Source organism: Marinomonas aquiplantarum (assembly GCF_003314975.1).
GTDB classification, from domain to species: domain Bacteria; phylum Pseudomonadota; class Gammaproteobacteria; order Pseudomonadales; family Marinomonadaceae; genus Marinomonas; species Marinomonas aquiplantarum.
In genome coordinates this window covers 101763-127317 of the sequence record NZ_QNRF01000004.1, presented here as the reverse complement: position 1 = coordinate 127317, position 25555 = coordinate 101763, and the positions used below count along the sequence as shown (strand labels likewise).

The 25555-nt window shown below is 45.1% G+C and carries 24 protein-coding genes; 7 read left to right on the top strand and 17 right to left on the bottom strand.

Translation table 11 applies throughout. From position 1 onward, the window contains the following. Nucleotides 1–122 precede the first annotated feature (122 nt). On the top strand, nucleotides 123–1130 hold the full coding sequence (locus DFP76_RS08770) for a LacI family DNA-binding transcriptional regulator (protein ID WP_113874265.1): 1008 nt from the start codon (nucleotides 123–125) through the stop codon (nucleotides 1128–1130). Nucleotides 1131–1178: 48 nt separating this feature from the next. Here the strand turns inward: DFP76_RS08770 and DFP76_RS08765 are convergent, their stop codons facing one another. From DFP76_RS08765 to DFP76_RS08745, 5 genes are all read right to left on the bottom strand, one after another. Next, nucleotides 1179–2093 (bottom strand): YeiH family protein, encoded by a 915-nt coding sequence (locus DFP76_RS08765; protein WP_181799810.1) that lies wholly within the window; start codon nucleotides 2091–2093, stop codon nucleotides 1179–1181. 83 nt (nucleotides 2094–2176) lie between these two features. After that, complete coding sequence (locus DFP76_RS08760; protein ID WP_113874501.1) at nucleotides 2177–3247, bottom strand: TRAP transporter substrate-binding protein; 1071 nt, start codon at nucleotides 3245–3247, stop codon at nucleotides 2177–2179. Nucleotides 3248–3286: 39 nt separating this feature from the next. Next, complete coding sequence (locus DFP76_RS08755) at nucleotides 3287–4579, bottom strand: TRAP transporter large permease (protein WP_113874263.1); 1293 nt, start codon at nucleotides 4577–4579, stop codon at nucleotides 3287–3289. A gap of 56 nt (nucleotides 4580–4635) precedes the next feature. Next, on the bottom strand, nucleotides 4636–5187 hold the full coding sequence (locus tag DFP76_RS08750; protein WP_113874262.1) for a TRAP transporter small permease: 552 nt from the start codon (nucleotides 5185–5187) through the stop codon (nucleotides 4636–4638). 48 nt (nucleotides 5188–5235) lie between these two features. Continuing rightward, entirely contained in the window at nucleotides 5236–6138 is a 903-nt protein-coding gene (locus tag DFP76_RS08745; protein ID WP_113874500.1) for an aldo/keto reductase, read from the bottom strand. A gap of 323 nt (nucleotides 6139–6461) precedes the next feature. Here DFP76_RS08745 and DFP76_RS08740 point away from each other — a divergent pair, with 323 nt between their 5' ends. The 3 genes from DFP76_RS08740 to DFP76_RS08730 all read left to right on the top strand — a co-directional run bounded on the left by DFP76_RS08740 (nucleotide 6462) and on the right by DFP76_RS08730 (nucleotide 9503). Further along, nucleotides 6462–7178 (top strand): GntR family transcriptional regulator, encoded by a 717-nt coding sequence (locus tag DFP76_RS08740; RefSeq protein ID WP_113874261.1) that lies wholly within the window; start codon nucleotides 6462–6464, stop codon nucleotides 7176–7178. 29 nt (nucleotides 7179–7207) lie between these two features. Continuing rightward, nucleotides 7208–8332, top strand: coding sequence for a Gfo/Idh/MocA family protein (locus tag DFP76_RS08735; protein WP_113874260.1), 1125 nt, complete (start codon nucleotides 7208–7210; stop codon nucleotides 8330–8332). A 190-nt stretch (nucleotides 8333–8522) separates the two neighbouring features. After that, complete coding sequence (locus DFP76_RS08730) at nucleotides 8523–9503, top strand: TauD/TfdA family dioxygenase (RefSeq protein ID WP_113874259.1); 981 nt, start codon at nucleotides 8523–8525, stop codon at nucleotides 9501–9503. Nucleotides 9504–9613: 110 nt separating this feature from the next. Here the strand turns inward: DFP76_RS08730 and DFP76_RS08725 are convergent, their stop codons facing one another. The 3 genes from DFP76_RS08725 to DFP76_RS08710 form a co-directional block, all read right to left on the bottom strand. Beyond that, nucleotides 9614–9787, bottom strand: a complete 174-nt coding sequence (locus DFP76_RS08725) for a hypothetical protein (protein ID WP_181799809.1) — start codon at nucleotides 9785–9787, stop codon at nucleotides 9614–9616. A gap of 1006 nt (nucleotides 9788–10793) precedes the next feature. Then, complete coding sequence (locus DFP76_RS18255) at nucleotides 10794–10973, bottom strand: hypothetical protein (RefSeq protein ID WP_245931907.1); 180 nt, start codon at nucleotides 10971–10973, stop codon at nucleotides 10794–10796. 150 nt (nucleotides 10974–11123) lie between these two features. Then, nucleotides 11124–11828, bottom strand: a complete 705-nt coding sequence (locus tag DFP76_RS08710; RefSeq protein WP_113874257.1) for a transposase — start codon at nucleotides 11826–11828, stop codon at nucleotides 11124–11126. A gap of 414 nt (nucleotides 11829–12242) precedes the next feature. Between DFP76_RS08710 and DFP76_RS08705 the strand changes: the two genes are divergently transcribed. Further along, entirely contained in the window at nucleotides 12243–12695 is a 453-nt protein-coding gene (locus tag DFP76_RS08705) for a hypothetical protein (protein ID WP_113874256.1), read from the top strand. Nucleotides 12696–13112: 417 nt separating this feature from the next. Here DFP76_RS08705 and DFP76_RS08700 read toward each other — a convergent pair whose 3' ends face one another. From DFP76_RS08700 to DFP76_RS08675, 5 genes are all read right to left on the bottom strand, one after another. After that, nucleotides 13113–13508, bottom strand: a complete 396-nt coding sequence (locus DFP76_RS08700) for a hypothetical protein (RefSeq protein WP_113874255.1) — start codon at nucleotides 13506–13508, stop codon at nucleotides 13113–13115. Between the two features lie 404 nt (nucleotides 13509–13912). Beyond that, on the bottom strand, nucleotides 13913–16414 hold the full coding sequence (locus DFP76_RS08690) for an SEL1-like repeat protein (protein ID WP_113874253.1): 2502 nt from the start codon (nucleotides 16412–16414) through the stop codon (nucleotides 13913–13915). Nucleotides 16415–16494: 80 nt separating this feature from the next. Beyond that, on the bottom strand, nucleotides 16495–17253 hold the full coding sequence (locus DFP76_RS08685; protein WP_342767824.1) for a cobalt-precorrin 5A hydrolase: 759 nt from the start codon (nucleotides 17251–17253) through the stop codon (nucleotides 16495–16497). After that, nucleotides 17253–18002: a precorrin-2 C(20)-methyltransferase gene (gene cobI / locus DFP76_RS08680; RefSeq protein WP_113874251.1), complete on the bottom strand. Its 750-nt coding sequence runs from the start codon at nucleotides 18000–18002 to the stop codon at nucleotides 17253–17255. The genes DFP76_RS08685 and cobI overlap by 1 nt, the downstream gene beginning before the upstream one ends. A 78-nt stretch (nucleotides 18003–18080) precedes the next feature. Next, the gene (locus DFP76_RS08675) at nucleotides 18081–19001 is read right to left on the bottom strand and encodes a choline sulfate utilization transcriptional regulator (protein ID WP_113874250.1); all 921 of its coding nucleotides are present in this window, start codon (nucleotides 18999–19001) and stop codon (nucleotides 18081–18083) included. 135 nt (nucleotides 19002–19136) lie between these two features. On the opposite strand from DFP76_RS08675, the gene betC reads away from it, so the two are divergent. Both betC and choX read left to right on the top strand, forming a co-directional pair. Next, entirely contained in the window at nucleotides 19137–20675 is a 1539-nt protein-coding gene (gene betC / locus DFP76_RS08670; protein WP_113874249.1) for a choline-sulfatase, read from the top strand. Nucleotides 20676–20727: 52 nt separating this feature from the next. Beyond that, complete coding sequence (gene choX, locus DFP76_RS08665) at nucleotides 20728–21681, top strand: choline ABC transporter substrate-binding protein (protein WP_342767823.1); 954 nt, start codon at nucleotides 20728–20730, stop codon at nucleotides 21679–21681. Here the strand turns inward: choX and cbiE are convergent. Genes cbiE through DFP76_RS08645 form a run of 4 tightly spaced genes read right to left on the bottom strand, consistent with a single transcriptional unit; the run spans nucleotide 21676 to nucleotide 25555 of the window. Continuing rightward, entirely contained in the window at nucleotides 21676–22938 is a 1263-nt protein-coding gene (cbiE, locus tag DFP76_RS08660; RefSeq protein WP_113874248.1) for a precorrin-6y C5,15-methyltransferase (decarboxylating) subunit CbiE, read from the bottom strand. The genes choX and cbiE overlap by 6 nt on opposite strands. After that, nucleotides 22938–23606, bottom strand: coding sequence for a precorrin-8X methylmutase (locus DFP76_RS08655; RefSeq protein WP_113874247.1), 669 nt, complete (start codon nucleotides 23604–23606; stop codon nucleotides 22938–22940). Before DFP76_RS08655 ends, cbiE begins: the two co-directional genes overlap by 1 nt. A 57-nt stretch (nucleotides 23607–23663) precedes the next feature. Next, nucleotides 23664–24428: a precorrin-6A/cobalt-precorrin-6A reductase gene (locus DFP76_RS08650; protein ID WP_113874246.1), complete on the bottom strand. Its 765-nt coding sequence runs from the start codon at nucleotides 24426–24428 to the stop codon at nucleotides 23664–23666. Further along, nucleotides 24425–25555, bottom strand: coding sequence for a cobalt-precorrin-5B (C(1))-methyltransferase (locus tag DFP76_RS08645; protein WP_113874245.1), 1131 nt, complete (start codon nucleotides 25553–25555; stop codon nucleotides 24425–24427). The genes DFP76_RS08650 and DFP76_RS08645 overlap by 4 nt, the downstream gene beginning before the upstream one ends.

The following is a 25555-nucleotide window of genomic DNA, read 5'->3' as shown; positions in this document are numbered from 1 at the left end:
ATTATTTTTTAGAAAGCCTTTATCGAACAGCTCACCTCTCGCTTGCGTTCAACACAATTGATGCTAGCATCTAGATTGACTCAAAAAAGCACAAAAAGACCTCAAAAAGACCTCAAGAAAGCATGAAAAAATTCTCAGTAAAACAAATTGCAACTCAGGCAGGCGTCAGTAAAGCAACAGTAGACCGGGTTTTACATGGGCGAAATCATGTTCACCATCAAACGCAAAAACGCGTGCAACAAGCCATTAAAGAACTAGAAATACAGGAGGCTTATAGTCTTGCCGTCGGTCAAACCTTCCATTTTGATGTCATAATGCATGCCCCAAAGCGCTTTAGCTTGGCGGTACAAGAGGCCATCAACTCTCAAATTGGTAACCTTGGACCATTCCGAATTCATATGCGGTTTCACCTCTTTGAAGAGATTTCCTTAACAGAAATCCAATCACTGATGCAACAAGCCATGTGTAATGGCAGCCAAGGTGTCATCCTAAAAGCCGCCAATGAACCCATTATTCAGCAGACCATTAACCAACTCTCAGAAAATAGAATACCCGTCATTACCCTGGTCACTGACGTCCCGCAAAGCCAACGTATTGCCTATGTTGGTATAGACAATGTTATGGCAGGAAGAACCGCCGCTTATTTGAGTCATCTTGCTCTTAGAAGCCACTCTTTAGTTGGTGTGGTGCTAAGCAGTGAACGCTTTCAAGGAGAGGAGGAAAGAGAATTAGGGTTTCGTATGTGGATTAAAGAACGGGCCCCAGCAATCACTAGTCTGACCATTAGCGGTGGTTTCGGCATTTACGATCATACCCTAGCGCTCATCAAAGACACGCTAAAAGCACAGCCTAATTTAAACGCGATATACAGTGTCGGTGGCGGAAATCGTGCCATTGTCGAGGCGTTTCAACAACTTAATCGCCCTCTAGACCTGTTCATAGGTCATGATCTAGACCGAGAAAATAGACAACTACTAGCAGAAGAAAAAATAAACATGGTACTCAGTCATGACCTCGCCATTGATGCATACCATACCTTGCTACATCTATTGCAGTTTCATAGACAAAAACCAAAAACCTTTCTCCCCCCATCTCAAGTTCAAGTCATTACGCCATTTAACTTAAGATAAAATGTCTTTAAAAATTAGGCATTAAAGTGCCCTTGTTGCGCTCCCCACTTAAACAAAATAATAGGCTAAAAGCGCACCACACAAGGCCATAAAAATGGTCTCGCTTACCAATAGAACGAGAGGGGCCATACCCACTTCTTTGAGCTTATTAAGCTGTGTACGCATGCCAATGGCAGCAATAGCAAACACCAAACTCCAGCGAGATAAATCCGCCAAAATATTCACCATCAGCGCAGGAAGCCAGTTCATCGTATTCATGACAACCAGAGCAATAAAAACAAGTAAAAATGGTGGAATAGGGAACCTCATTGCAGCCCCCTGCCCTTTGTTTTTACGAGCCAACATAAGCGCTAAAACAAATACGATAGGAGCTAACATAGCCACACGAAACAGTTTCACCACGGTAGCATTGTCGCCAGCATAGTCAGATACCCCGTAGCCAGCCCCCACTACTTGAGCCACATCATGGATAGTGGCACCAAGGAAGAAGCCTGTTTGGCGTTCGTCTAATCCCAGCCAGTTGGCAAACATGGGATAGACTATCATGGCCGCGGTACTCATCGCGGTAATCCCGACTATGGTAAACACCACAGAGCGGTTGGTGTTTTGATTTTTCGGTAGTTTCAGCAGTCGACCTGCCAACACACCAGTCATAATCACGCTTAAAATCAAAGCCGCCGTCAGCAGGAGAGTCGGCCAGCCGAAGTCCGTTAATGAACTAATAGTGATACGAGCCCCAAGTAAGGCTACCCCAATGCGTAGTAATGACGTTGCGCTGAACTCTAGCCCTTGACCGGTTTTTTCCGAATCAGACATGAAGTTAAAACTCATTCCCAGTAGCAAAGCCATCAGCATAACCGGAGCACCATAGTGCTCACTTAGGAAGGCAGCAGACAGCCCCATGACCATGGCAAGCATGATTCCGGGGACATTAGGCGCAAAGGTTTTCACTGGGTTAAACATGACGTACCCATATCCGTTCATTCAGCAGTAAGAGAGGAAAGGGACGGAGAGTTCCGTCCCTTTGATTAGAGTCGCCCTAGGGCTTATTTCAAATCCGCGTCATATTCCGCTTGGATTTTTTGTTCAGCGGCTTTCGCGGCGTCATTAAGTCGCTTGTACCACTTTTCGCCGTCTTGGATGTTTTCTTGGAACCAAGCGTAAACTGGTTCAGCGGCTTTAGCGAACTGCTGTTTCTCTGCAGGAGAAGGCACGTATAGTTCGCCACCCGCTTCATTGAAGGCTTGGTATGCAGCAATAGACTTACGTTTCGGCGAAGCAAAAGTGGCTTGCTGCAGAGCGGAGAAGCCATCGACCACTACGCGACGCAAGTCTTCTGGCATATCCATAAAGACCTCATTGTTCATGTACCACAAAGCTGACATATAAGCGTGGCCGTCTAGAGTCACGTGTTTTAAGCCTGCATCGGTAAACTTCATGCCCATAATGTCAGTGATGCCGTTTTTAGAGCCTTCTACTACGCCTGTTTGGAATGAGGTAAACAAGTCACCCCATGGAATTGGCGTTGGACTCGCGCCTAACGAACGCACCAGTTCCTGTGGTAGATCAGACACTACGGTACGAATTTTCAAACCTTCTAGGTCTTCAGGTGTTTTCACTGTGCGCTTAGTGTTAGCAAAGTTACGCCAGCCACCTGTGTTACCAATGGTCATCAAGCGAACCGTGTCTCCTGAATCGGCTAAGATTTGCTCACGAAGCTGACGAGTGAAGTCCCCAGTGAACACTTCTTCCGCAACACGGTCATCACGCAATACATAAGGCAAATCCAGCACCTGTACGTATGGATACATGGCTGAAGCACCGCCTGAGGTGGAAATATAAATATCCACCGAACCGTACTCAACCGCTTCAAGACACTCAACACCATTGCCACAAAGCTGGGTTCCCATGAAGATATCCACGGCGATTTTGCCGTTTGAATGGGATTCTACAAAGTCCTTAAAGACCACTAAGCCATCATAGTCTTCATCGTTCTCGTTGGAGTTTGCTACGGCGCGCAGATTAAAATCCGCTGCTTGTGCCAAGCCACTTAACATGACTCCAGCACCGATTAACGTCGCGGCAATTACACTATTTATTTTTTTTTTCGTGAACATGTAACAGTCCTCTTTAATGGTTTTGCTTTGCGTTTGCACCTATCCAGCCACCAGCCCGAGCATGCGCGGTAAGGTCATGGATAGAGATGGGAAAAAGGTCACCAAGAAGATCACTAAGACCTCCACGGCTAAGAAGGGCAAGATCGCCTTGGAAATGGTTTCGATGCGCTCGCCAGACACACTGGACGCCACGAACAAGACTAGCCCCATGGGCGGTGTCGCCAGCCCTACGGTCAAGTTAACACTCATGATGATGGCGAAATGTACTGGGTCGATGCCTAAGTTGATAAAAATTGGTCCTAAGATTGGCCCTAAGATAATAATGGCTGGGCCTGCATCTAAGAACATACCCACCACAAATAACAGTAGGTTAATCAAGAACAGCAGCATCAATGGATTCTCACTGATGGTCAGTACCCAGTCAGCCAAGATTTCAGCACTGTGGGACAAGCTCACCACTGTCTTAAAGGCAATGGCAGAGCCAACCAACAAGAGCACCACAGCCGAAGCTTGTGCGCCCTTGATGAAAATGTCTGGCAGATCTCTCAATTTAACGGTTTTCATCACCCAAACACTGATGATCAAGGCATAAGCGGTTGCAATGGCAGAGGCTTCGGTTGGCGTAAAAATCCCCCCTATGATGCCTCCCAAGATGATCACAGGGGCAAACAGCGGAAAAATCGCATTACGCGTCGCTGTGCCGCGCTGCTGCCAAGTGGATTTAGGGCCAGCCACAGGGAAATCATATTTCTTCGCCATCAGCGCGATCATGATCATCAAACCGCCACCAACCATGATGCCCGGCACAATACCCGCCGCAAACAAAGCGGCCACAGACACTTCCATGGTATAAGCATAAATAATCATAATGCCAGACGGCGGAATAATCGGGCCAATGACAGAAGACGCCGCGGTAATCGCAGCAGCGAACTTACGGCTGTAGCCATTCTTCTCCATGGCAGGAATCATCATGGAGCCAATGGCAGAGGTATCCGCTACCGCCGAGCCTGAGAGGCCCGCAAACAACATACTGGAAAGCACATTTACATGAGCCAAACCACCACGCACATGACCGATAAACGCTTGTGAGAACTGCACTAAATTCATGGTGATGCCACCACGGTTCATTAGCTCACCGGCCAACATGAAGAATGGAATGGCCATCAAAGGAAAGGAATCAATGCCATTATAAATATTTCGGAACAGCAAAGAAATGTCTCGCTCCATGCCCGTCACATAAAGCATGGCACCGGGTGCTGCCAACATGGCGAAAAACACCGGCATACCGATCAACAGCAAGATTAAAAATAAAGGTAAAAACAGAGCTAACATAATGTGCGTCTCTTGTTATTATTGTTCTAAATAAGCGCCGTCAAACTGCGACCTGACTATTCGGCGGGGGCATCCGCACGAACTTCCGTGGGCAGGGCAAAATGCTTATGGCCGAGCAAGCAGCCAATTTCCCGCAGACATAACTCGATGTTTGCCAACAACATAGTGAAAAAACACACTGGCATTGCGAGGTAAATCCACGCCCGAGAAATATGAATCGACGCTGCTCGAGAACGGAAACCTCGATCAAAGAAATCGATACCCAAAAAAGTTAATTTCACCAGCACGGCCCCTGCGACCAGCAACAAGATCAATTTCAGTACACTTGACGCTCGTTCAGGTAACGCGCTTAAGAACATATCAATAGCAACGAATGAACCACGTCGGTAAGCTTCTCCAGCCACCACGGCCATCATCCAAATCATCAAAGCACGCGCCGCTTCTTCTGGCCACGGCAGGGCATTGCCCAGCACATAACGACAGAAGACTTGCAGCAAAATCACACTGATCATCAATGTCACCAACACCCAAGCGATGTTTCGCCCGATGCGGTTGAGCAGCATATTGATGGCGGTAAAGCAGGACACTAGCATTCTAAGAATGGCCATGTGTTACTCCCTCAAAAACCTATTGTTATTATTATCGTCTATTATCGTTTAAGGGACTTCATGTCCGGCTGCCGCGGTCCAAAGTTCAAACCAAGTTTCGCGGTCAATTTGAATATCCAAGATATTTGAAAGATCTTTGATACGCTCAGGATTATTGGTTCCTACTACAGGCAAGATGTTAGCTGGATGCGCTAATAACCAAGCTAGAGCCACATGATCAGAAGATGCCCCCTGCTCTTTTGCCAAACGTTCAAACAAAGGTGACAAACGGCGAGTTTCAGGCGTATCAGCAAACAAGGCACCGCCACCTAAAGGCGACCATGCCATAGGCGTAAGTTGATCTAACTGCATGGCACTCAAGCTACCATTGGTAAAAGCATCTCGCTGCAGTAGGCTTAATTCCACTTGGTTAACCACCAGCGGATGACGCATATTGGCTTGCAGTAAACGCCAATCCCAAACGTCAAAGTTAGACACGCCCACCGCGCGAACTTTACCGTTATCAATTAAAGCATCTAACGCCGCGCCAGTTTCGGCGGCATTCATCAGGGGATCAGGACGGTGGATCAATAATAAGTCGAGATAGTCCGTGTGAAGATTGTTAAGGCTCTGTTCAACACTGGCTGTAACGTATTCAGCACTGGTGTCGTAAAACTTCACTCGACGATCAGGGAATTTTTCTGACATCAGGGCAATGTCACATTTTGAAATAAGCTGCATTTTAGAACGCAAGCTAGGGTCTTGGGCTAAGGCTTGACCGAATAGTTTTTCACATTCGTAATCGCCATAGATATCTGCGTGGTCGAAGGTGGTAATGCCTTGCGAAAGGCATAGGTCAATCTTCTGTCTGACATGGGCGAGGGACACATCACTAGCGTCTGCTAAACGCCAAACACCGTACACTAAACGGCTAAACTCAAGGTCAGATTTGCCAATTTGAACCATTCGCATTGTTTTTCTCTCCGAATTTTGAGCGCTACTGGCTGCCATAGGACGCTCAGAATTTTTGTTTTTATTTTGTACTCCTCGTAATGGCAGCTGGTCAAAACCGCTGCCATTACGAGAGGTTGTATATTTACACTAACAGTGTATTCTTATGATGTAAATCAATAGTGAATGAATTTTCTCAAATATTTCTTTCCTCTTTCCAAACCTTGCTTGGCTTGGTGAGCGCATACTCTGCGAAGTCAGTCAGTTAGAGCAGTTTAGCTACTTACATTTGCTCGTTTGACTTGTAAGATAAGGATACACATTGCGCAGGATTAGGTGAAAAAGTGGAAAAGAAAAATAACACTAAACAGTTACCGCTCTATATCCAAATTAGCGAATTATTGAATCGCGAGATTGCAGCGGGACATTGGTTACCGGGCGACCGACTGCCTATCGAAGCCGAGCTTGCTGCCAAATTAGGCGTGGCCATTGGCACCCTTCGTAAGGCATTAAAGAAGCTTGAAGAAGATGGTTTTTTAGAGCGTCGCCAAGGCTCAGGTAACTATGTTAAACGCGCGCCTGGCGGTCGCGCTATTTATCAGTTTTTCCACCTAGAAACCTTATCAGGTGGTGGTGTGCCAACGGCTGATATTTTGTCTATCACAGTTGATGAGGATGAGTTTGTAAAACAGCAGTTAAATGTCGAAGCAGATGGCAAGCTTTGGTGTATCAAACGCGCTCGCTATCTCAATCGTGAACTGGTCGCCATGGAACAGATTTGGTTTAAACATGCTCATGCACCAAGTCTCAAACCCAAAGATTTGCACGAGTCACTTTACCTTCACTATCGGGATCACTTTTCCTTTTGGATCAGCCGAGTGGAAGACGAAGTGGATTGTGCCCCCGCACCTAAGTGGGTGACGGATAACCTGGAGTTGGCTCCAGAAACAACTATGCCAAAGGTGCATCGTAGAAGTTGGTCAAACGAAGGCGTTATCGAAGAGTTTTCGTTTACGTGGTATAACCCGGCCAAATGTCGTTACGTTGCTCGGTGGCACTAACATTTAATAAAAACAAGAGGTTAGAAAAAATGGGCAAGTCGGTACGATATGGCATCCTAGGCTGTGGAATGATGGGGCAAGAACACCTCAGAAACTTAGCCTTGATCGATGGCGCTCAGGTGGTCGCGATCACTGAACCCAATCAAGACATGCAAAAACGCTGCGCAGAGCTCGTACCTGATGCGGAGTTTTTCAACAATCTGGATGACATGCTTAACGCTGACCTCAGTCTCGAAGCCCTTGTCATCGCCACCCCCAATTACCAACACGCCGATCAATTACTTGAGCTATTTGAGCGCACCACTCTACCTATCTTGGTAGAAAAACCCGTAGTCAGTGATATTAGCCAAGTGGCTAAAATTCGCGATGCCGCAGCCAAACACCCTGCGCCTGTATGGGTTGCCATGGAGTACCGCTACATGCCTCCGGTTGCTCAGTTTCGTAAACAACTTTTAGAAGGGGATATTGGCGACCTAAAAATGCTTAACATTCGTGAGCATCGTTTCCCATTTCTAGAAAAGGTGAATGATTGGAACCGTTTTAATCACCAAACCGGTGGCACTTTAGTCGAAAAATGCTGTCACTTTTTTGATCTGATGCGCCTATTAATGCAAGGAGAAGTAAAACGCGTTTACGCCTCCACTGGGCAAGATTACAACCATCTGGAAGAGCGTTATAACGGAGAAGTACCAGACATCATCGACAATGCTTTTGTCGTAGTGGACTTTGAAAATGGCCAACGCGCCTGCTTGGATCTCAACATGTTTGCAGAAGGCTCCCGTTATCAAGAAGAAATCTGCGCCATTGGCCCGCAAGCCAAACTGGAATGTTTCGTGCCTGGGCCAGGACGCTTCTGGCCAACAGACACCCTAGGCGCAGCCCCAATTCCGAAAGTGGTTCTTAGCCCACGTGATCCAAAAGGCCCAATCGAATCAGATATTTCAGTAGATCCGACGTTACTCGATGCGGGCGATCATAATGGCTCTACTTTCTACCAACACCTAGGCTTCTTCAAAGCCATCACAGAAAAGGCGCCAGTAGACGTCACGATAGAAGATGGTTTGAAAGCAGTCGTGATAGGTTTAGCCGCTCAACACTCGGCACAAACCGGTCAAGCAGTCACCATCACAGATTCCGGTTACGCTTTCGCGTAAATTAATTCCACAAAACAAAATCAAGCAAATCAATAAGTAATGAATTATTAAGGCGTTTCACAAAGAAAATTCATTTACTATTGATTTACTTTTAAAGCTCATATGATTAGAGTAAATTAAATTCATTCACCATTGATACACATCAATATATGAGTCTATGACAACACCATGACCTAAATCGGGAGTAAATATGAGTGTGGTAATTTCCAAACTAGAAGAACAAAAACAAGTAAATGGGTTGGATTTTCCATTGCTAGTAACGCCTCACAATGCGGATGTTCAAAGCAATAAAACAACTTTTTTCAACTGGGTTGAAGACAACAAAGCTGAGCTGCATGACTTATTAATTAAACACGGCGCGGTACTATTCCGTGGTTTTCCAGTCGAAAACTCCGACGAATTCGAGAAGATGCTCGATCAAACAAACTACCAGAACATGCCTTACGTAGGTGGCGCTGCGCCCCGTGCTCAGGTTACCGCATCGCGCATAGTGACTGCCAACGAGTCGCCTGCATCAGAGACAATTCCCTTTCACCACGAAATGGCGCAAGTACCAACGCCTCCAGGCTACATTTTCTTTTACTGCGAAACCTCAGCCGCAAAAGGCGGTGCGACGTCTATTCTGCACTCTGGCGAAATCTGTAAAAAGTTTTTTGAGATCGCGCCAGATTTTGCCAAAAAAGTCGAGGAACAAGGCGTGCGCTATGTTCGCGTGATGCCAGAAATCACTGACAACACTTCTGCCATAGGGCGCTCTTGGAAAGACACCTTCCACGTTGCTACTCGCGAGGAAGCAGAAGAAAAAATGCGCGAAGCCGGTATGGATTGGCAATGGTTAGACAATGGCGATGTGCGCACAGAAACTCGCGTGTTGCCAGGCATTCGCTTTGATGATGAAACCCAACAAAAAACCTTCTTTAACTCCATTGTGGCGGTATTCACCGGCTGGAACGATTCCCGCAATCAAGGAGAAAAAGCCGTCACCACAGCAGATGGTGAGCCAATGGACGCAGACGCGCTTGCACAGCTCGTTAAAGCCATGGACGAATTATGTGTGAACTTTAAATGGCAGTCAGGCGACGTACTATGGATCAATAACCATACGGTATTGCATGCTCGCCAACCGTTTGAAGGCGAACGCCGCATCTTGGCGTCTATCTCTTTTAAATAAACGATTCTATCTCAGTAAAGCGCAAATAAGCTCTTTGAAAGAGCTGCCTTATCAGAGATAAAGGTCTATCAAGGGATAATCCCCTCCGAAAATTCGAATTTGGGCTGATATTAATTTTCGGGGGGGGGACATATCGACACTTCAAACTTTTTAGCGTATTCACCAAGCCAATAAGCATAGGCTTTCATGTCTTCATCGCAGGCAAAAATGGGCTGGCGGTTATTACCACACTGGATGATATGCTCGGCATAACCTGGAATAGAAACTCTCGAACGACGTGGCATGGAGACTCCTTCCTCTCATACTTTGAGTATAAAAAAGGATAGCACGAAGAAGGATTCTCTAGAGAGTTAGTTTAATTTTACTCTGACCCCAATTATCGACCCCAATTATCGACCCCAATTATCGCAAATAAATCTGTGCGGACAAAAATAAAGAAAAAAACCATATTTTTAAAATATATAAATTATTCACCATTTACTTCCCTATTTATATCAGACCAAGAGTTACTACTATCCATTTTACCGTGATCTCCTATAAGTTCACCCCATATATATGCACCTGTACAGCCTGTGGCACAAGATCTTGAAGAGGAGGTGTACTTTCAACTTCTATTTCTATGTCAGTGAAAGCTCCCAAATCATTAGATGACCCCTTGAACAATGCCCCTAAATCATCGACTAATTCTGATCGATCATAAGCATTTTAGCCGGAGCGTCCATATATGGACTAATAAGCTCGCCCCCAATTATCCAGTTATCCTTAAACTCTTCTATAAACTTCTTCGCCACCTAACCTCCCAGTAAATTATATGAAAAAAAACTAGCGGAAAAAATAGTTCCGGAACTCCAAAAATCGGAGGAAAAACTGATAGAAAATAAAAAACATCAACCTTATATCCTCCCAAAAAACCTTTTAAAAAAAAGGATAATAAATTACAAAAAAACACATATAAAAAGTTAATAGCATATAGAAAAACAAAAAAAATAATAACTATAACAGCTAACCACTTATTTTCACCCTCAAGGAAGTTTTTATACAAAACCATTCCAAAAAAAACACCCAGACATGATATTAAATCAAAAGTTAAATTGAGATCTTTAAGAAATAAAACCTTCACCTACTCACCTCCAACCAAACCTCTTTGCTATCCATATTAGAATGATCATCAAAAAACTCAGCTTTTAAATAATTAATAGGATATTTAACAACATCCATAATAGATTTTATTTTAATGTCATTTTTTACTTCTAGAATAATTGGGGTCAGAGTAAAATTAAATCAATACGACTATTCATCATCACAATGGTTACGCCAACCCTCTTTTCTTCCGCGCTTTAGTTCAGTTTGCCGTTGTCCTGTTAGTAACGCTATTTGCTCTTTGAATTTATCATTTCCTAACGCCAACCCTTTATTTGCCGTTAAACGAATATCTTCTAATAATTTATCATCTACCTGATACTGAAACATATCTCGATAAACATTACACCGCTCTTCTTTTGTTCTTCCCAGTGACTGGTAGAGTTGATGTGGTGTCAGTAAATCACTACTCGCACCTAAACCGTTGCACTGGTAACTCGTAATAATTGGGGTCAGAGTAAAATTAAATCCTTACAATTATTAGTCATCACGATGTTTACGCCAACCCTTTTTTCTTCCCCGCTTTGCCTGCGTTTGCCGTTGTCCTGTTAATAAGGCTATTTGCTCTTTGAATTTATCATTTCCTAACGCCAACCCTTTATTTGCCGTTAAACGAATATCTTCTAATAATTTATCATCTACCTGATACTGAAACATATCTCGATAAACATTACATCGCTCTTCTTTTGTTTTTCCCAGTGACTGGTAAAGTTGATGCGGTGTCAGTAAATCACTACTCGCACCTAAACCGTTGCACTGGTAACTCGACCAAGAATAATCTGCTGGATCTTTCACCATATCTGCTCTAACTGGGTTCAGCTCAATATAACGGTACAAATGAAAAAGGTAACTTTGGTCTTGTACCAAACAAGACTTAAAACGCCCTTCCCATAAAGTACCTGTACGTTGATAGGTATAATTGAAATATCGAACGTATTGTCTGCCCAGCGACTGCATCATGCTTGAAATACTTGCTGGGTTACTGGGTGTACACAATAAATGAACATGGTTGGTCATAAATACCCAAGCATGTATCGACACTTCAAACTTTTTAGCGTATTCACCAAGCCAATAAGCATAGGCTTTCATGTCTTCATCGCAGGCAAAAATGGGCTGGCGGTTATTACCTCGCTGAATAATGTGTTCGGCATAACCTGGAATAGAAACTCTCGGACGACGTGGCATGGAGACTCCTTTCTCTCATACTTTAAGATAAAAAGGATAGCACGAAGAAGAATTCGTCAGAGAGTAAATTTAATTTTACTCTGCCCCCAATTATTTAAATTTAATTTTACTCTGACCCCAATTATTAAGGCTCGCACGGCCAAGTAGGTGTCCGCATAGGCGTTTTTCACACCCACGGTTAAGGTCTTGGTTTTGGTGATGCTGTCTTAGCTTTTGAGGAGAGTAGTCATAGGAGCCTTACCGACCGCCAATGACCCTCTTAACTTATTGGAAAAATAAATATTTAAGATAGATGTCTTGTTACATTCTCTTGATAATGCACCATGATTATAGTTCGATGTAGATCTCTTCACGTTACAGATGTAGTATAGCAATTTATTCAAATAGAAATATTGAGGCGCTTGGTCAAATAGCATGATAGAGAGTATTACCGAAATCACTAGCACTGGATACAAATTGGAAGAAGGAGAAAAAAACCTACTTCTTGCCAATTTAAGCTTTCAAGAACGCTTAGATAAAAATAGAGAGATAGGTAAGACTATTCAGCTAAAATGGACATCTGAAAACTTAGAAAGAAGCATCAGCTTCAGCCAACCAATAGATTCATTTTGTCTTTCAGACAGCAGAGGTTACATCGCCGTTTCATTAGAATCAGGTATATTTCTATATTCCAGAAGCGGCGAATTAATAGACTCAATCAGCTATCCATTTACCTTCGGAAAAATCGACATTAAAAAAGGAAAGATAAGATTAAAAAAAGCAAATGAAAGCTTTCTAAAGTTCAAAGTCATAACAGATGAGCACGATTTTTTTACTATATACTCTTTGAGCGATAAAGTGATAAGAAGTATCGAATGGATGCGGTAAAATTAACAATATCACTAATAGAAAGGTAATCCCACCAAAAATTCTCCGTTTTATAACTTTTAAATGGCAGCTCAACCTTTTCTGCAGGAACCTCTTTAATACCCTGTTTCGCTAATGCCTGACGATGATGTCCATCTACTAAGTGTTTTTCCCGTTCCGTCCAACATAATTCAGTGATTCTGTAATTTCTCCGACTTCATCAATTTCATTACTAAGTCGTTTCATCTGCTTTCTTGATTTAGTTAACAGCTGCGTTGATATTAAATCGTTAGGGATAGAGAACATAACGAATTATGTTCGTATAAAAGCGATCCGAACTTTATCGCACCATTGACACCGGCTGACTTATGGGTAACCCCTTTGATTTTGCTGTGGTTAAATAATTAGACCGCGGATGCGGGCTACAATTCAGCTAGATCAGTTACCTTGGGCAGAAACCTTTATATCTTCACACGGTATATTTAAGTTAATCCAATCGCCATCTTTAACTTTCGAATCACCCGAATCAATCATTATTAGGCAATCTTGGGATAAGCGTATATAGGCCATGCCATCTTCTTCAACAAATTCAACCTCACCATTCATAATCGTAGAGTCATCCCCAATGGACATTGAATATCGCCCCTCGTTGTTATTTTTGCTACTTTTCACCTGGTCTATAGATTTCTCAATGTCAATTTCAACATCGTACTCATAGTTTTTAACAGGTTCTTTTGCACCAACCCACGTAGCGACACCATTCCCCACACTTGAATTAAAATTTACAACCACATTTCCATCGACGGTTTCAAAACTGGTTATTCTAATTTTCACTGGGGAATCCTCAGTAATACATTTTCTACTTTATCTTCATGCCAAGTTTCTTGATGGTAATGAAGTTTATTTGGCTTACTATTCATTTCATGTTCACCAAACCTAATGCTTCTCTTACCATCTGCCGACCAAATTCGATCTGGGTCTGGCAGTCCATCTCTAGGATCTATATTTGTTTGCTTATCACCTAAAAAATTATCCCACTCATCAGTCGCGTTTTTCTGCTTTACAGCCTTGCCACTCCTAGTTTCTAATTCAGTGCGGTCATAAGACAATTGGGGTCAGAGTAAAATTAAATCTCTACGACTGTTCATCACCACGATGTTTACGCCGCTCCTTTTTTCTTTCACGTGTTCCATCCTAAAATAGAAATCGAATTACATTCCAATTATCTTCTTCAATATCTAATTTTTAGCTTCCATTACTTTCTTTATTAAGCGTTTTAATTCCACTCTTTTCTCGAGCCTCTTAACCTTCTGCACAGCATCTTTTAATCCTTGTTCTGCAGAAAGTTGATACCAATAATAAGCTCGCTCTTCGTCTTTTGGTACAGAGTAGCCAAATTCATAGAATATCCCTAGGTTAAACTGACCTTGTTCATCGCCCTGTTCAGCGGCTTTTACATACCATGAAAACGCAGTAGCTAGGTTTTTCTCAACCCCCAAGCCATTTTCAAAGGCATAACCAACATTGACTTGTGCCGCAGGGTAATCTTGTTGAGCGGCTTTAAGATACCAATCGAATGCTATCTGATGATTGATTACAACACTTCGACCATCACTGTAAAAGTTACCTAACTTATATTGTGCATAACGGTAACCTTGCTTTGCCGCCTGCAAATACCAATCAAAGGCTTGTTTGTCATTTTGCTCTACACCTAAGCCCTTTTCATAGCTATAAGCCAAATTGTATTGCGCTCTGTCGTAGCCCTGTTGGGCTGCCTTATTATTCCAATAAACCGATGCTTGGTAATTTTGCTCTACTCCCAAACCATCATCGTATAAATCGGCAAGATTGGCTTGTGCGTACATGTAGCCTGCATCAGCGGCTTTTTGATACCAGTCTTTTGCTTGTTGGTAACTCTGTTCTACGCCCAAGCCATCTTCATATAAATAGGCAAGGTTATTCTGTGCTCGAAGGTTGCCTTGCTCCGCCGCTAGACGATACCAGTACGCAGCCTTACTATTGTCCTGAACAACCCCCATGCCCTTTTGATACACATAACCTAAATTCACTTGCGCTTGCGCATTACCCTTTTTGGCTGCCTCATCATACAAAGCAGCGGCTTTAACAAGGTCCTTTGCTACACCTAATCCTTGCTCATACAAATAACCAAGATTGACCATAGCTCGACCGTCGCCCAACGCACTGGCTTTTTGGTACCAATGAAGCGCCTTGGCATAACTCTGCTCTACGCCAATGCCCTCTTCGTACAAATACCCTAAATTCGTCTGAGCATAAGCATAGTCACGTGCTGCGGCTTGTTCATACCAATGAATGGCTTGTTGATAGTCTTGTTCAACGGCGAAACCTTTTTCGTAAAAATAGCCTAAATTCGCCTGCGCTTTTACTTCTCCAGCATCGGCCGCCAATCGAAACCATTTCTCAGCTTCTTGATAATCCTGCGTTATCCCCAAGCCATCACGTAATAAATAGCCATAATTGGTTTGAGAGGAAGCATGCCCTTTCTGCGCGGCGAGCAAATACCATTTCGCTGCCTGTTCATAGCTTTGCTCTACGCCTGTACCTTCTTCGTACATCACCCCCAAATTATTCTGCGCATGGAGATTGCCTTGATCTGCCGCTAGCCGATACCAAGAGACGGCTTTTTCATCATCTTCTGCAACGCCTACACCGTCATCATAGAGATACCCCATAACATTTTGTGCTGGTGCGTAACCTTGTTGTGCCGCTTTCAAATACCACTCACGAGCTATGTCATAGTCCTGCACAACCCCTAAACCTTTGCGGTACAAGCTCGCCAAACTGTATTGGCCACTCATATCCCCTTGATCGGCGGCTTGACGGTATAACTCTTGCGCTTTGCTATAATCTTGTTCAACACCCAAGCCATATTCATAAAGATAACCAAGGTTTACTTGTGCTCGGGGAAAATTACGCTCTGCAGCTTGCTGATACCAAAATACCGCCTTGGTGTAATCTTGCTCCACACCGTTACCTTCTTCATACAGGTAACCGAGATTGGTTTGCGAATAATAATCCCCTTCTTGTGCCGCAATGCGATAAAAATCGGCGGCTTTGGCAAAATTCTGTTCAACCCCCAAACCGTTTTCATAGAGATAGCCTAAGTTGGCATTCGCCATGTACTCTTGGTGCTCTACCGCTTTTTGAAACCAGGAAATGGCCTGTTGATAGTCCACTGGCACTCCCATGCCATATTGATGTAAATAGGCCAAATTAAATTCTGCACTGCCATAACCCTGCGCCGCTGCCAGCTCATACCAGTGTTTTGCAACTCCATAATCTTGTTCAACTTTTAAGGCGTCTTCATACCACCAACCAAGATTATTTTGCGCTTCCGCCAATCCCGACTCAGCAGCCAAGGTCATCCACTTAAGCGCCAAGCCCATATCCTCAGGCACCTGCTTTTCACCAAAAAACAATCTACCTAAATACATTTGAGCCTTTGCATCGCCTTGCTCGGCGGCGGCCTGACAAAAAGCTAGAGCCTCAATATAAGCGTCACTGTCGTAGAGGAAATAGCATTGCCCTGACTGGGATACCAACATCTGATCTGCCACCATTTCCTGCGTTATTTCAGGAAGAGGCTCAATCACAGGCTGCGGTGATTTACTGACACAAGCACTCAACACTATTAGACAAATAGAAGAAAAAAGACAAACATAGAAAAAACGTAGCACCAAGTGCAGTTTGAAGTGAAGCATTAGATATCCTTGCTGATCCGACTCATACTTCCATGAAAAGAAGCCCAAACATACTTAAAAAAGAAATTGTTTACTAAGCATCATGTTTTACTAAACCCACGCGCCAGTGCGCAAGTGGCTTTGGTGTTTTTTCTCTTGTTTACTACAAGCTCAGGGGAAGCGTTGGAGGCGTTTTGTGCGGCAAGTAGCGCAGCGGATTCGGCCACGCCGTAGACGCCGACAGTATTGAAAACGTATTCCGAGCGGGTGCTGAGCAGGGGTTCCATAGCCATTAGTGCATCCGCAGAATAGGTATGGAAAGGCCATTGGTATTTTTGTGCCAAGGCGATCAGTTGGGTTTCATCGGCTTTGATGTCGATGCTGTTTAAGGAAGCAATATCGTTGGGCGTCAGTCCTTTTTGTTGCAAGGTTTCCAGCATTATGTCTTCTAGATAAGACAAAGGACAGTTCCGCTCGCAGCCCATACCCAGAGTATAAACAGGGTTAAGGTAGTCTTTGGCGGTGGTCATGACCAGTTGCGCTTGGATTTTTTTCGCGATTTGCGCAGCCCATTCGTTCGCACCACCTTCGTGGCCCGACAACAAAGGGATCACAAATTGCCCTAGTTCATCCATTACCAATATCGGTGGGTCTTGGTATTTATCTTGTAGAACTGGCGCTAAAGTACGCATCACAATGCCAGTAGCACAGATAAAAATCATCGGCTCTTGTGCAATGAAAGCCGCTTGTACTTGCTCTGCAAAAGGTTTGGGCTTGTAATCCAATGTGCCATTAGGGTAATGCTGCAAAATCCGCTCAGCCAGTGCTTTACCCGCCGATGTTAAAGCGATGATGCGCATCAGCGAGTACCTCGCTCCGTTTTGGTAACAACAAATAGGGAGAAATACGGCCCGGCTTTGTCTTCCAACTGACTCACGTCTTCGACAATTCTCTCGTTATCACGACCTATGTATTCCAAATACTTTGCTTCTTCTAGGCGCTGGGTTTTGCGCAATGCGGTGAGGATTTTTGGTCGTGCACGGCCCGCTTTCATGATCACCACAGTATCGTGCTCCGCCAACGCCGTATCGATCTGTTTAGCAGAGTGACGCCCACTGACTACGGCAAAGGATTCTTTTAGCACCGTTAATGGATGACGAAGCGCAGAAGCCGCCGCATTAATGGAGGACACTCCTGGCACCACCTGACATTCAAATGAATCGGTAATGCGCTCTAAAAGATACGCAAATGAGCCAAAAAACAGCGGATCGCCTTCACATAAAAACACCACATCTAGCCCTTTTTCTAAGGCTTGGGTAATGCGCTTAGCACCATCATCATAAGCTTGATTGGCTAACTCTCTGTCGGTGGACATGGGCATATTGATGGCAATTTCTTGCTGCGGGTGCTGCACCGCTGAAAACGCTTCCCGAGCAATACTTTTTGCCTGAGATGTGCCTTGATCATTCGCCAGAAAACTCACTACCTGGGCGTTTTGAATCAAACGTAAGGCTTTCAGAGTAATCAGCTCTGGGTCCCCAGGTCCAACACCGACACCAATAAAACGGCCTTGGTTGGTTGACTTAGGGTTGTGAATAACAGTGCTCATTAACTCTTTCCTATTTTAGAAAATACAACTCAATAAGGTCACTCAAGAGCACAATAAGGCTTTCGGGAAAAGGTGAACTTACGCTTTCGTAGGATTGACATCATTTGCAGAAACAATCCACTGTAAAAAAGCGATGGCAGGATCTGACAAAGCTTGCTGATTTGGTGTGACCATATAATACCCGCGTTCGGAAGCCACAGCAAAATCCTCTAACGCCACTAACACACCACTTTTGATAAAATCATCGAGTAATGGTGACCATCCCAATCCAACGCCTTGCCCAGAAATGACGGCTTGTACCAATAAAGTGTAGTTATCAAACTCCATCACTGGTTCTGGCGGCGCCATATTCGAGTTGTTAAGGCGAAATACCGTTGCCCAATCCATCCACTGCTGCCCCGCTTCCAAGTTCAATTTTAGCAAAGGCAAAGCCGACAATTCCTTAAATGTGCCCACAGGATCTTTGCCGTCTAATAACTTTGGGCTGCACACAGGGTAAACACGTTCCGCTAGCAGCTTCTCACTGCGATACCCTTGGTAATGGCCATCACCAAACAAAATGGCAATATCCGCTTCTGTAGAGGCCAAGTCCACTTCCGACTGTGATGCCTGAATGCGAATATCAATATTAGGGTACTGTTTGCGGAACTCGGGTAACCTCGGCATAAGTCTAAAAGCGGCAAAGGCGAAATCCGTTGCGACATTAATCCGTGGATGGCGATTTTTTTGTTTCATTTTTTGCAACGCATCACGTAATTCTTTGAGATGCTTTTGGGTCATCTTCAGTAAACTGTGACCCTCATCTGTGAGTCTCACACCACGATAAATGCGTTCAAACAGCGTTACCCCTAATGCCAGCTCAACACTACGTATTTGCTGGCTTACTGCAGGTTGCGTCATGTTTAATTCTTTTGCCGCCGCCGTAAAACTGAGCAAGCGAGCCGCAGTTTCAAATACGACAAGGGATTGCAACGGGGGTAACTCATCACGCTCTAACATAAGTAGAACTAATCCTATCCATAACTTTATAGCCAGTTTACAGGCTAATTGAATGGGTGCAATCCTATAAAGACTCAGAAGCGCCTCTAATCACATTAAAACAACTTATTTTATTTTGTATAGGAATTGCTCTTTATGTCACAGCAAAGTACGCCTTCAAACTCGCCTAATATTCTCTTTATCATGGCGGACCAATTGGCCGCTTCGGCTTTATCCGCTTATGGTCATACCGTCACTAAAACCCCTAATTTAGACAAATTGGCCAAACAGGGTGTGGTGTTTGATTCCGCTTACTGCAACAGCCCCTTATGTGCCCCTTCTCGTTATGTACTGATGACAGGCCAACTGCCGAGCAAAATTGGCGCCTTTGATAATGCGGCGGACTTTCCAGCGGACATTCCAACCTTTGCCCATTATTTACGCGCACAAAACTACAAAACCGCTTTGTCTGGAAAAATGCACTTTTGCGGACCTGACCAACTTCATGGCTTCGAGGAACGTCTGACGACAGATATTTACCCAGCCGATTATGGCTGGTTCCCCAATTGGGATGACCCAGATACTCGCCCTACTTGGTACCACAATATGTCGTCTGTTACCCAAGCAGGTCCTTGTGTGCGCAGTAACCAACTCGACTTTGACGATGAAGTGGTGTTCCATGCGCAGCGATATCTGTACGACTATGTTCGACGTGAGCAGGATCGCCCCTTCTGTTTAACCGTCTCTATGACTCATCCCCATGACCCTTATGCGATTCCCCAAGAATACTGGGATAGATATCAAGACGAAGACATCGATCTACCGAAAGTGACCATAGCTAAAGAAGATCAAGACCCCCATTCAGCAAGGTTACAAGAGGTCTATGCCTACTACGATCAAGAACTAAGTGAACAACAGGTTCGTAATGCTCGTCGAGCCTACTATGGCGCCATTAGCTACGTGGATGATAAAATTGGCTTATTACTCAAGGCGTTAGAAGAAACAGGCTTAGATGAAAATACCATCATTGTGTTTTCTGGTGATCACGGAGACATGCTAGGAGAACGCAATTTATGGTACAAAATGTCCTTCTTTGAAGGCTCAGCTCGGGTGCCTATGATTGTTCACGCACCAGAGCGCTTTGACCCCAAACGCATCAAGCAATCGGTTTCCACCATGGATTTGTTGCCCACCTTTTTAGACATGGCTTGCGCTGATCACAACACGGAATTTGCCATGCCTATTCAAGGACGAAGTTTATTACCACACCTCACAGGTAAAAACGATGGTCATGACGAAGTCATTGGCGAGTACTTTGGCGAAGGCACACTAGCGCCTCTGTTTATGATTCGCCGCAAACAATACAAATACGTTTGCTGTACCCTCGATCCAGAGCAGTTATTTGATCTAGAAAAAGACCCTCTGGAACTTAACAATTTAGCAGAACAAACAGAATACCAAGAGATATTGATGGCGTTCCGCAAGGAAGCCGCTAGTCGCTGGAATTCAGATGCACTAAGCCAGCAAGTAATCATCAGCCAACGCCGAAGACGCCTGATTGTAAAAGCATTAAACAAAGGCAAAAAAGTCGCTTGGGATCATCAACCTATATTCGATAGCAGTGAGATGTATATGAGAAATCATATTGATTTGGACGACCTAGAAAGTCGCTCTCGCTTCCCTAAAGTGAGTTAACCAATATTTCATTGCCGAACATAAACACTTATTAATCAAAAGGAGCATCATCGTGAGCAAGTTTTTCACATCCAAAAATGGCTTAAAAACACTTGGCGCCACCGCTGTTATTGCCTACAGCGGTATGGCTTTAGCAGGTGATCCCGCTAGTTGTCAAAACGTTACCTTTAGCGATCCAGGCTGGTCAGACATTGGCGTCACCAATGCCATCACCACCAGCTTGCTTAATGCCATGGGTTACGAAACGAATGTACAACTACTGAGCGTGCCAATTGGTTATGAAAGCATCAAAAACGGTGGTGTGGATGTGTTTATGGGCAACTGGATGCCTGCCCAAAAACACTTTATCAATCAGTACAAAGACAACTTAGATGTGGTGAAAACCAATCTCACTGGCGTGAAGTTTACCCTTGCGGTGCCCAGCTATGTTTATGATGCAGGGGTAAAAGACTTCAAAGATCTGGAAGCCCACGCAGGTGATTTTAACTATCGAATTTATGGTATTGCAGCCGGTTCCCCTGCTAATGAAAATCTGCAATCCATGGTCGACAAAAATGACTTTGACCTAGGCGATTGGAAAGTGGTTGCGTCCAGTGAACAAGGCATGTTGTCGCAAGTATCTCGTGCGGTGAAACGCGATAAGTTCATCGTTTTCTTAGGCTGGGAACCACATCCAATGAACGTCAAGTTTGATATGAAATACCTCAGCGGCGGCGATGACTATTTCGGCCCTAACTACGGCGGTGCCACCATTCATACCGTGACTCGTAAAGGCTATTCAGAGGCGTGCCCCAATGTGGCTAAATTGTTGACCAATTTAGAATTCAGCCTAGACATGGAAAACAGCATCATGACCACCGCCACCGACAAAGGTGAGCCCATCGCAAAAGCGGCCACTGATTGGCTGATGGCAAACCCTCAAGCTTTGGACAACTGGTTAGAAGGCGTGACGACCTTATCTGGTCAGCCCGCGTTAGGCGTGGTGAAAGAGAAAATGGGCTTATAGTCGTTTAACAAACTGCCATAAAGTCACCGGCAAGTTAGGTCGATAGAGGGTTTGTCCCGCCAAAGACTGCGCTTTAGACACAGCCATTTCTATGCTGGTTTGATGTGCGTCTTGGGCCTGCTCTCTTTGTTTTGCGAAGGCACTGACTTGCCACTTGGTGTCTTCCGTCACCGCACTCACCACCAGCACGCCATTCTCAGGTAACAATGACCAAGCTTGATTCAAGAGTGCATCTAACTCCCCATCACTACCGCCAATAAACACCTTATTGGGCGTGGGTAAATCCTTCAAAATGTCAGGCGCTCGTCCATTAACGAGATGCAGGTTTTGCATGACACCAAACTTTTGCTGATTGGCTTGCAAGCAAGCCCAACGAACATCATGATGCTCCACTGCATAAATATCAGCATCAGGATGCCAATAGGCCAACTCGACACTGACCCCACCGCAACCTGCACCAATATCCCAAACCACATCTTTCGCCGCCAATTGCAGATAAGACAAAATCATCAAACGCACTTCTCGCTTGGTGATCATGCCTTTGCCTTCTTCTTTGTCGGTCACGAACAAAGCATCGGCAATGCCAACCGAAGCAGGATAAAGGCTCGTTTGAGCAGAGATTTCCAACACCACCACATTTAGAGGATCAAAGGTTTGCTGAGATTGACTGAGTTCATCCGCAGCAAAAGAGGTGATTTTTTCGTGCGGATAACCCAAGGCTTCACAGACAGTGATTCTGCTTTTGTCCAAGCCTGCCTGTACGCATTCTTGCGCAATGGCGGCGGGATGACTTTGCCCATCGGTCAACAAAATCAGAGTTTTATTGGCCTGTAAATGACGACGTAATGACGGCAAAGGCCGACCATGCACACTCACCACCTGCACCTGTTGCAGCGACATTCCCAAACGGTGGCACGCCACCTGTACACTGGACACATTAGGGTAAAAAATCACTTTATTGGTAGCAAAGTGTTTTACCAACCAAGTGCCAATGCCATAAAACAATGGATCACCGGATGCCAATACAACGACAGTATTAGTGCCTTGCGATTGCCATTGATCAAACTCAGCAGACAACTGCGACAGCTTTGGCAAGACTTTCCTTTGCCCTGACGTCACATATTCCGCGACGGTTTCTTGTTGCCTTGGAGATCCTAGTATCACATCTTGCTCGCCCAAGGAGGCAAAAACAGACTGAGCTTTAGCATCCAAATTCGCCTGTTCATTAACGCCTAAGCCTATTACATGAATTTGCATCAGTAATACTCACCTATATTACAACGCAATAAGGCATTACAACTGGCCGAGGTCACCGCGCTGCCGCCCATTCGCCCCAGTAAAGTAATGCATTCGACTCCCAAATCTCGATGCGCTTGCCACAAAGCGTCTTTGGATTCCGCGGCGCCGACAAAACCCACCGGCATGCCGATGATTAAAGCGGGTTTTGGTGCGCCTTGAGCAATCATTTCTAAGAGTCGAAACAGAGCCGTCGGCGCATTACCAATCAAGACCACACTACCAGCAAGATGATCTTGCCAAAGGGACAGAGCCGCCATAGAACGAGTCTCGCCTTTTTGCTTGGCCAGCTCAGCCATTTTTGGGTGATTTAAGAAACACAAGGGCTCTTGCTCTATCATGCGCTTGGTCACCCCTTGCTTAACCATTTCTACATCACAAAGAATGGCGGCATGTTTCGCTAAAGCATCTCGCCCAGCTTGCGTGGCGTGTTCACTAAAACGCACCTGCTCAGCCACTTCTGGCAAGCCCAAACTATGCACAATACGCATCACCACTTGCTGTTGATCCAGATCCCAAGCTGACAAGTCCGTTAATGCGCGAATCTGACGAAAGCTGTCTTGCTCAATCGCTTTGGGATCTGGCTGGTAGTGAAAATGGTAATCTGAAGAAGGTGGTGTTTTTTGCATACTATAAGGGTCTTTATTCCAATCTATTGTTATGATGAATGGCAAAGCAAAAGGCCATCAATTTGCCCAAGCTTGTTGGCAAGCCTGTAAGCAGACTGCTAGGTCATCAAACTCTTTGTCTGCGGGCGATAACTCCGGCCGCGCCTGTAAATACACAGGCAAATTCAGTTTCCGCGCGGCAACAAGCTTAGCATAGGTTGCTTTACCGCCGCTGTTTTTACTGACGATCACATCAATCTTATGCTCTGTTAATAACGCTAGTTCGTCCTCATAAGCAAAAGGACCAATGGCTTTTAACCACACCACTTTGTCCGGTAAGGGAAACTTGGCAGTCACAGCGGTGCGCCAGATTATATTGTCCATTTGGGGGTGAGCCGCTAAGGTCTGCAGCCATTCTTGTGTCATTTGTCCGGCACTTAACAATGGACGCTGGTAGTTAGCGAATGCAGACAACAAATCCTCTTCGCTTTGATAGAAATGCCAATCATCCCCCGTTTCCTGTTGCCATGCGGGGCGATGAAAACGCCAACAGGGTATGCCAACTTGCTGCGCCGCCAAGACGGCTTTGCTGCTCATGGTTTGCGCGTAAGGGTGAGTCACATCGACAATAGCATCTATGGCTTTACCTTGCTCTGCTTGGCTTTGTAAGTAGTTTACTAGACCGCCAAACTGGCTGAAGCCACCGACCAAAAGTTCACAATCCACTTGAGGAATCCGCACCAATCCCGCCAAACTGTAAATCACCTGAATACCGGATTGGTGTAAAGCATCGGCCAAGCGCCGCGCATCGGCGGTGCCGCCTAATAATAAGATACGCTTCATTCAGGCTTATCCTTAGCATCGTCCTTAGCAAAGCCCACAAACTGACCTTTTCGATCAATGGCCCACACTTCCAATGCAATGTGCTGGGGAATATAACGACGTGCAAAGTCCACCGCTTGAGCACACACTGCATCGGCTAAAGGTAGCTTCTCTTGCTGAGCAAAACTCAAGGCTTCAACACTGGTGTTGGCCCTTCGCATACGCTCTTGCAATTCTTCACTTGCCCCTAAAGTGGCTGCCAAAGCCGCCAACGCAGGTAAATCAATACTAGAAACACGACTGTTGAGATCCATATGCTGTTGCGCCAGTTTACTGATTTTGCCAAAACCGCCGCATAAACTCAGCTTAGTCAATTGTGGCTGTTGCGAATTTTCTACCTTACGAAGGTGTTTTAGCACGGCCCCAACAAAATCCCCCATTTCCAACAAAGCCATGTCGTCTAAGCCATAATACTGTTTGATGGCAGTTTCACTGGCATTACCTGTGGTGGCGGCCAGATGGGTCAAGCTATTGGCACGTGCTACATCGATGCCCTGATGAATAGACGCAATATAAGCTGCACAGGAAAAAGGTCGCACTATGCCAGTGGTGCCTAAAATGGACAACCCACCCTGAATGCCCAAACGCGGATTCATGGTTTTCAAGGCAATGGCGGCACCGTTTTCAATACCAACCGCCACCTTAAAGCCACCTTGATACTGGTAAGTCTCAGCAAAGCCCAATAAATGCTCCGTCATCATTTGACGTGGCACGGGATTAATCGCTGGCTCCCCAACCGCCAAGACCAATCCGGTTCGCGTCACTGTGCCGACACCATCTGCCGCGTAAAAATGCACACCGGGATCAGCGCACAAAGTCAGCTCCACAAAAATTCTCGCACCGTGGGTCACATCAGGGTCATCCCCTGCGTCTTTTATGGTACTGGTGCGAACACCATTGGCTATGACTTGATAAGATTCAATCACCAAATCAACCGATTTACCTTTGGGTAGCACAATACTGACCGTTTCATCTTGGCGCTGAGCAAATACGTATTGCGCCGCCGCCACGCAACAAGCGGTGGCGCAACTGCCTGTCGTCAGGCCAGTGCGCAGTGGTGCATTGTCTTCACCGCTTTCAGGCCACAC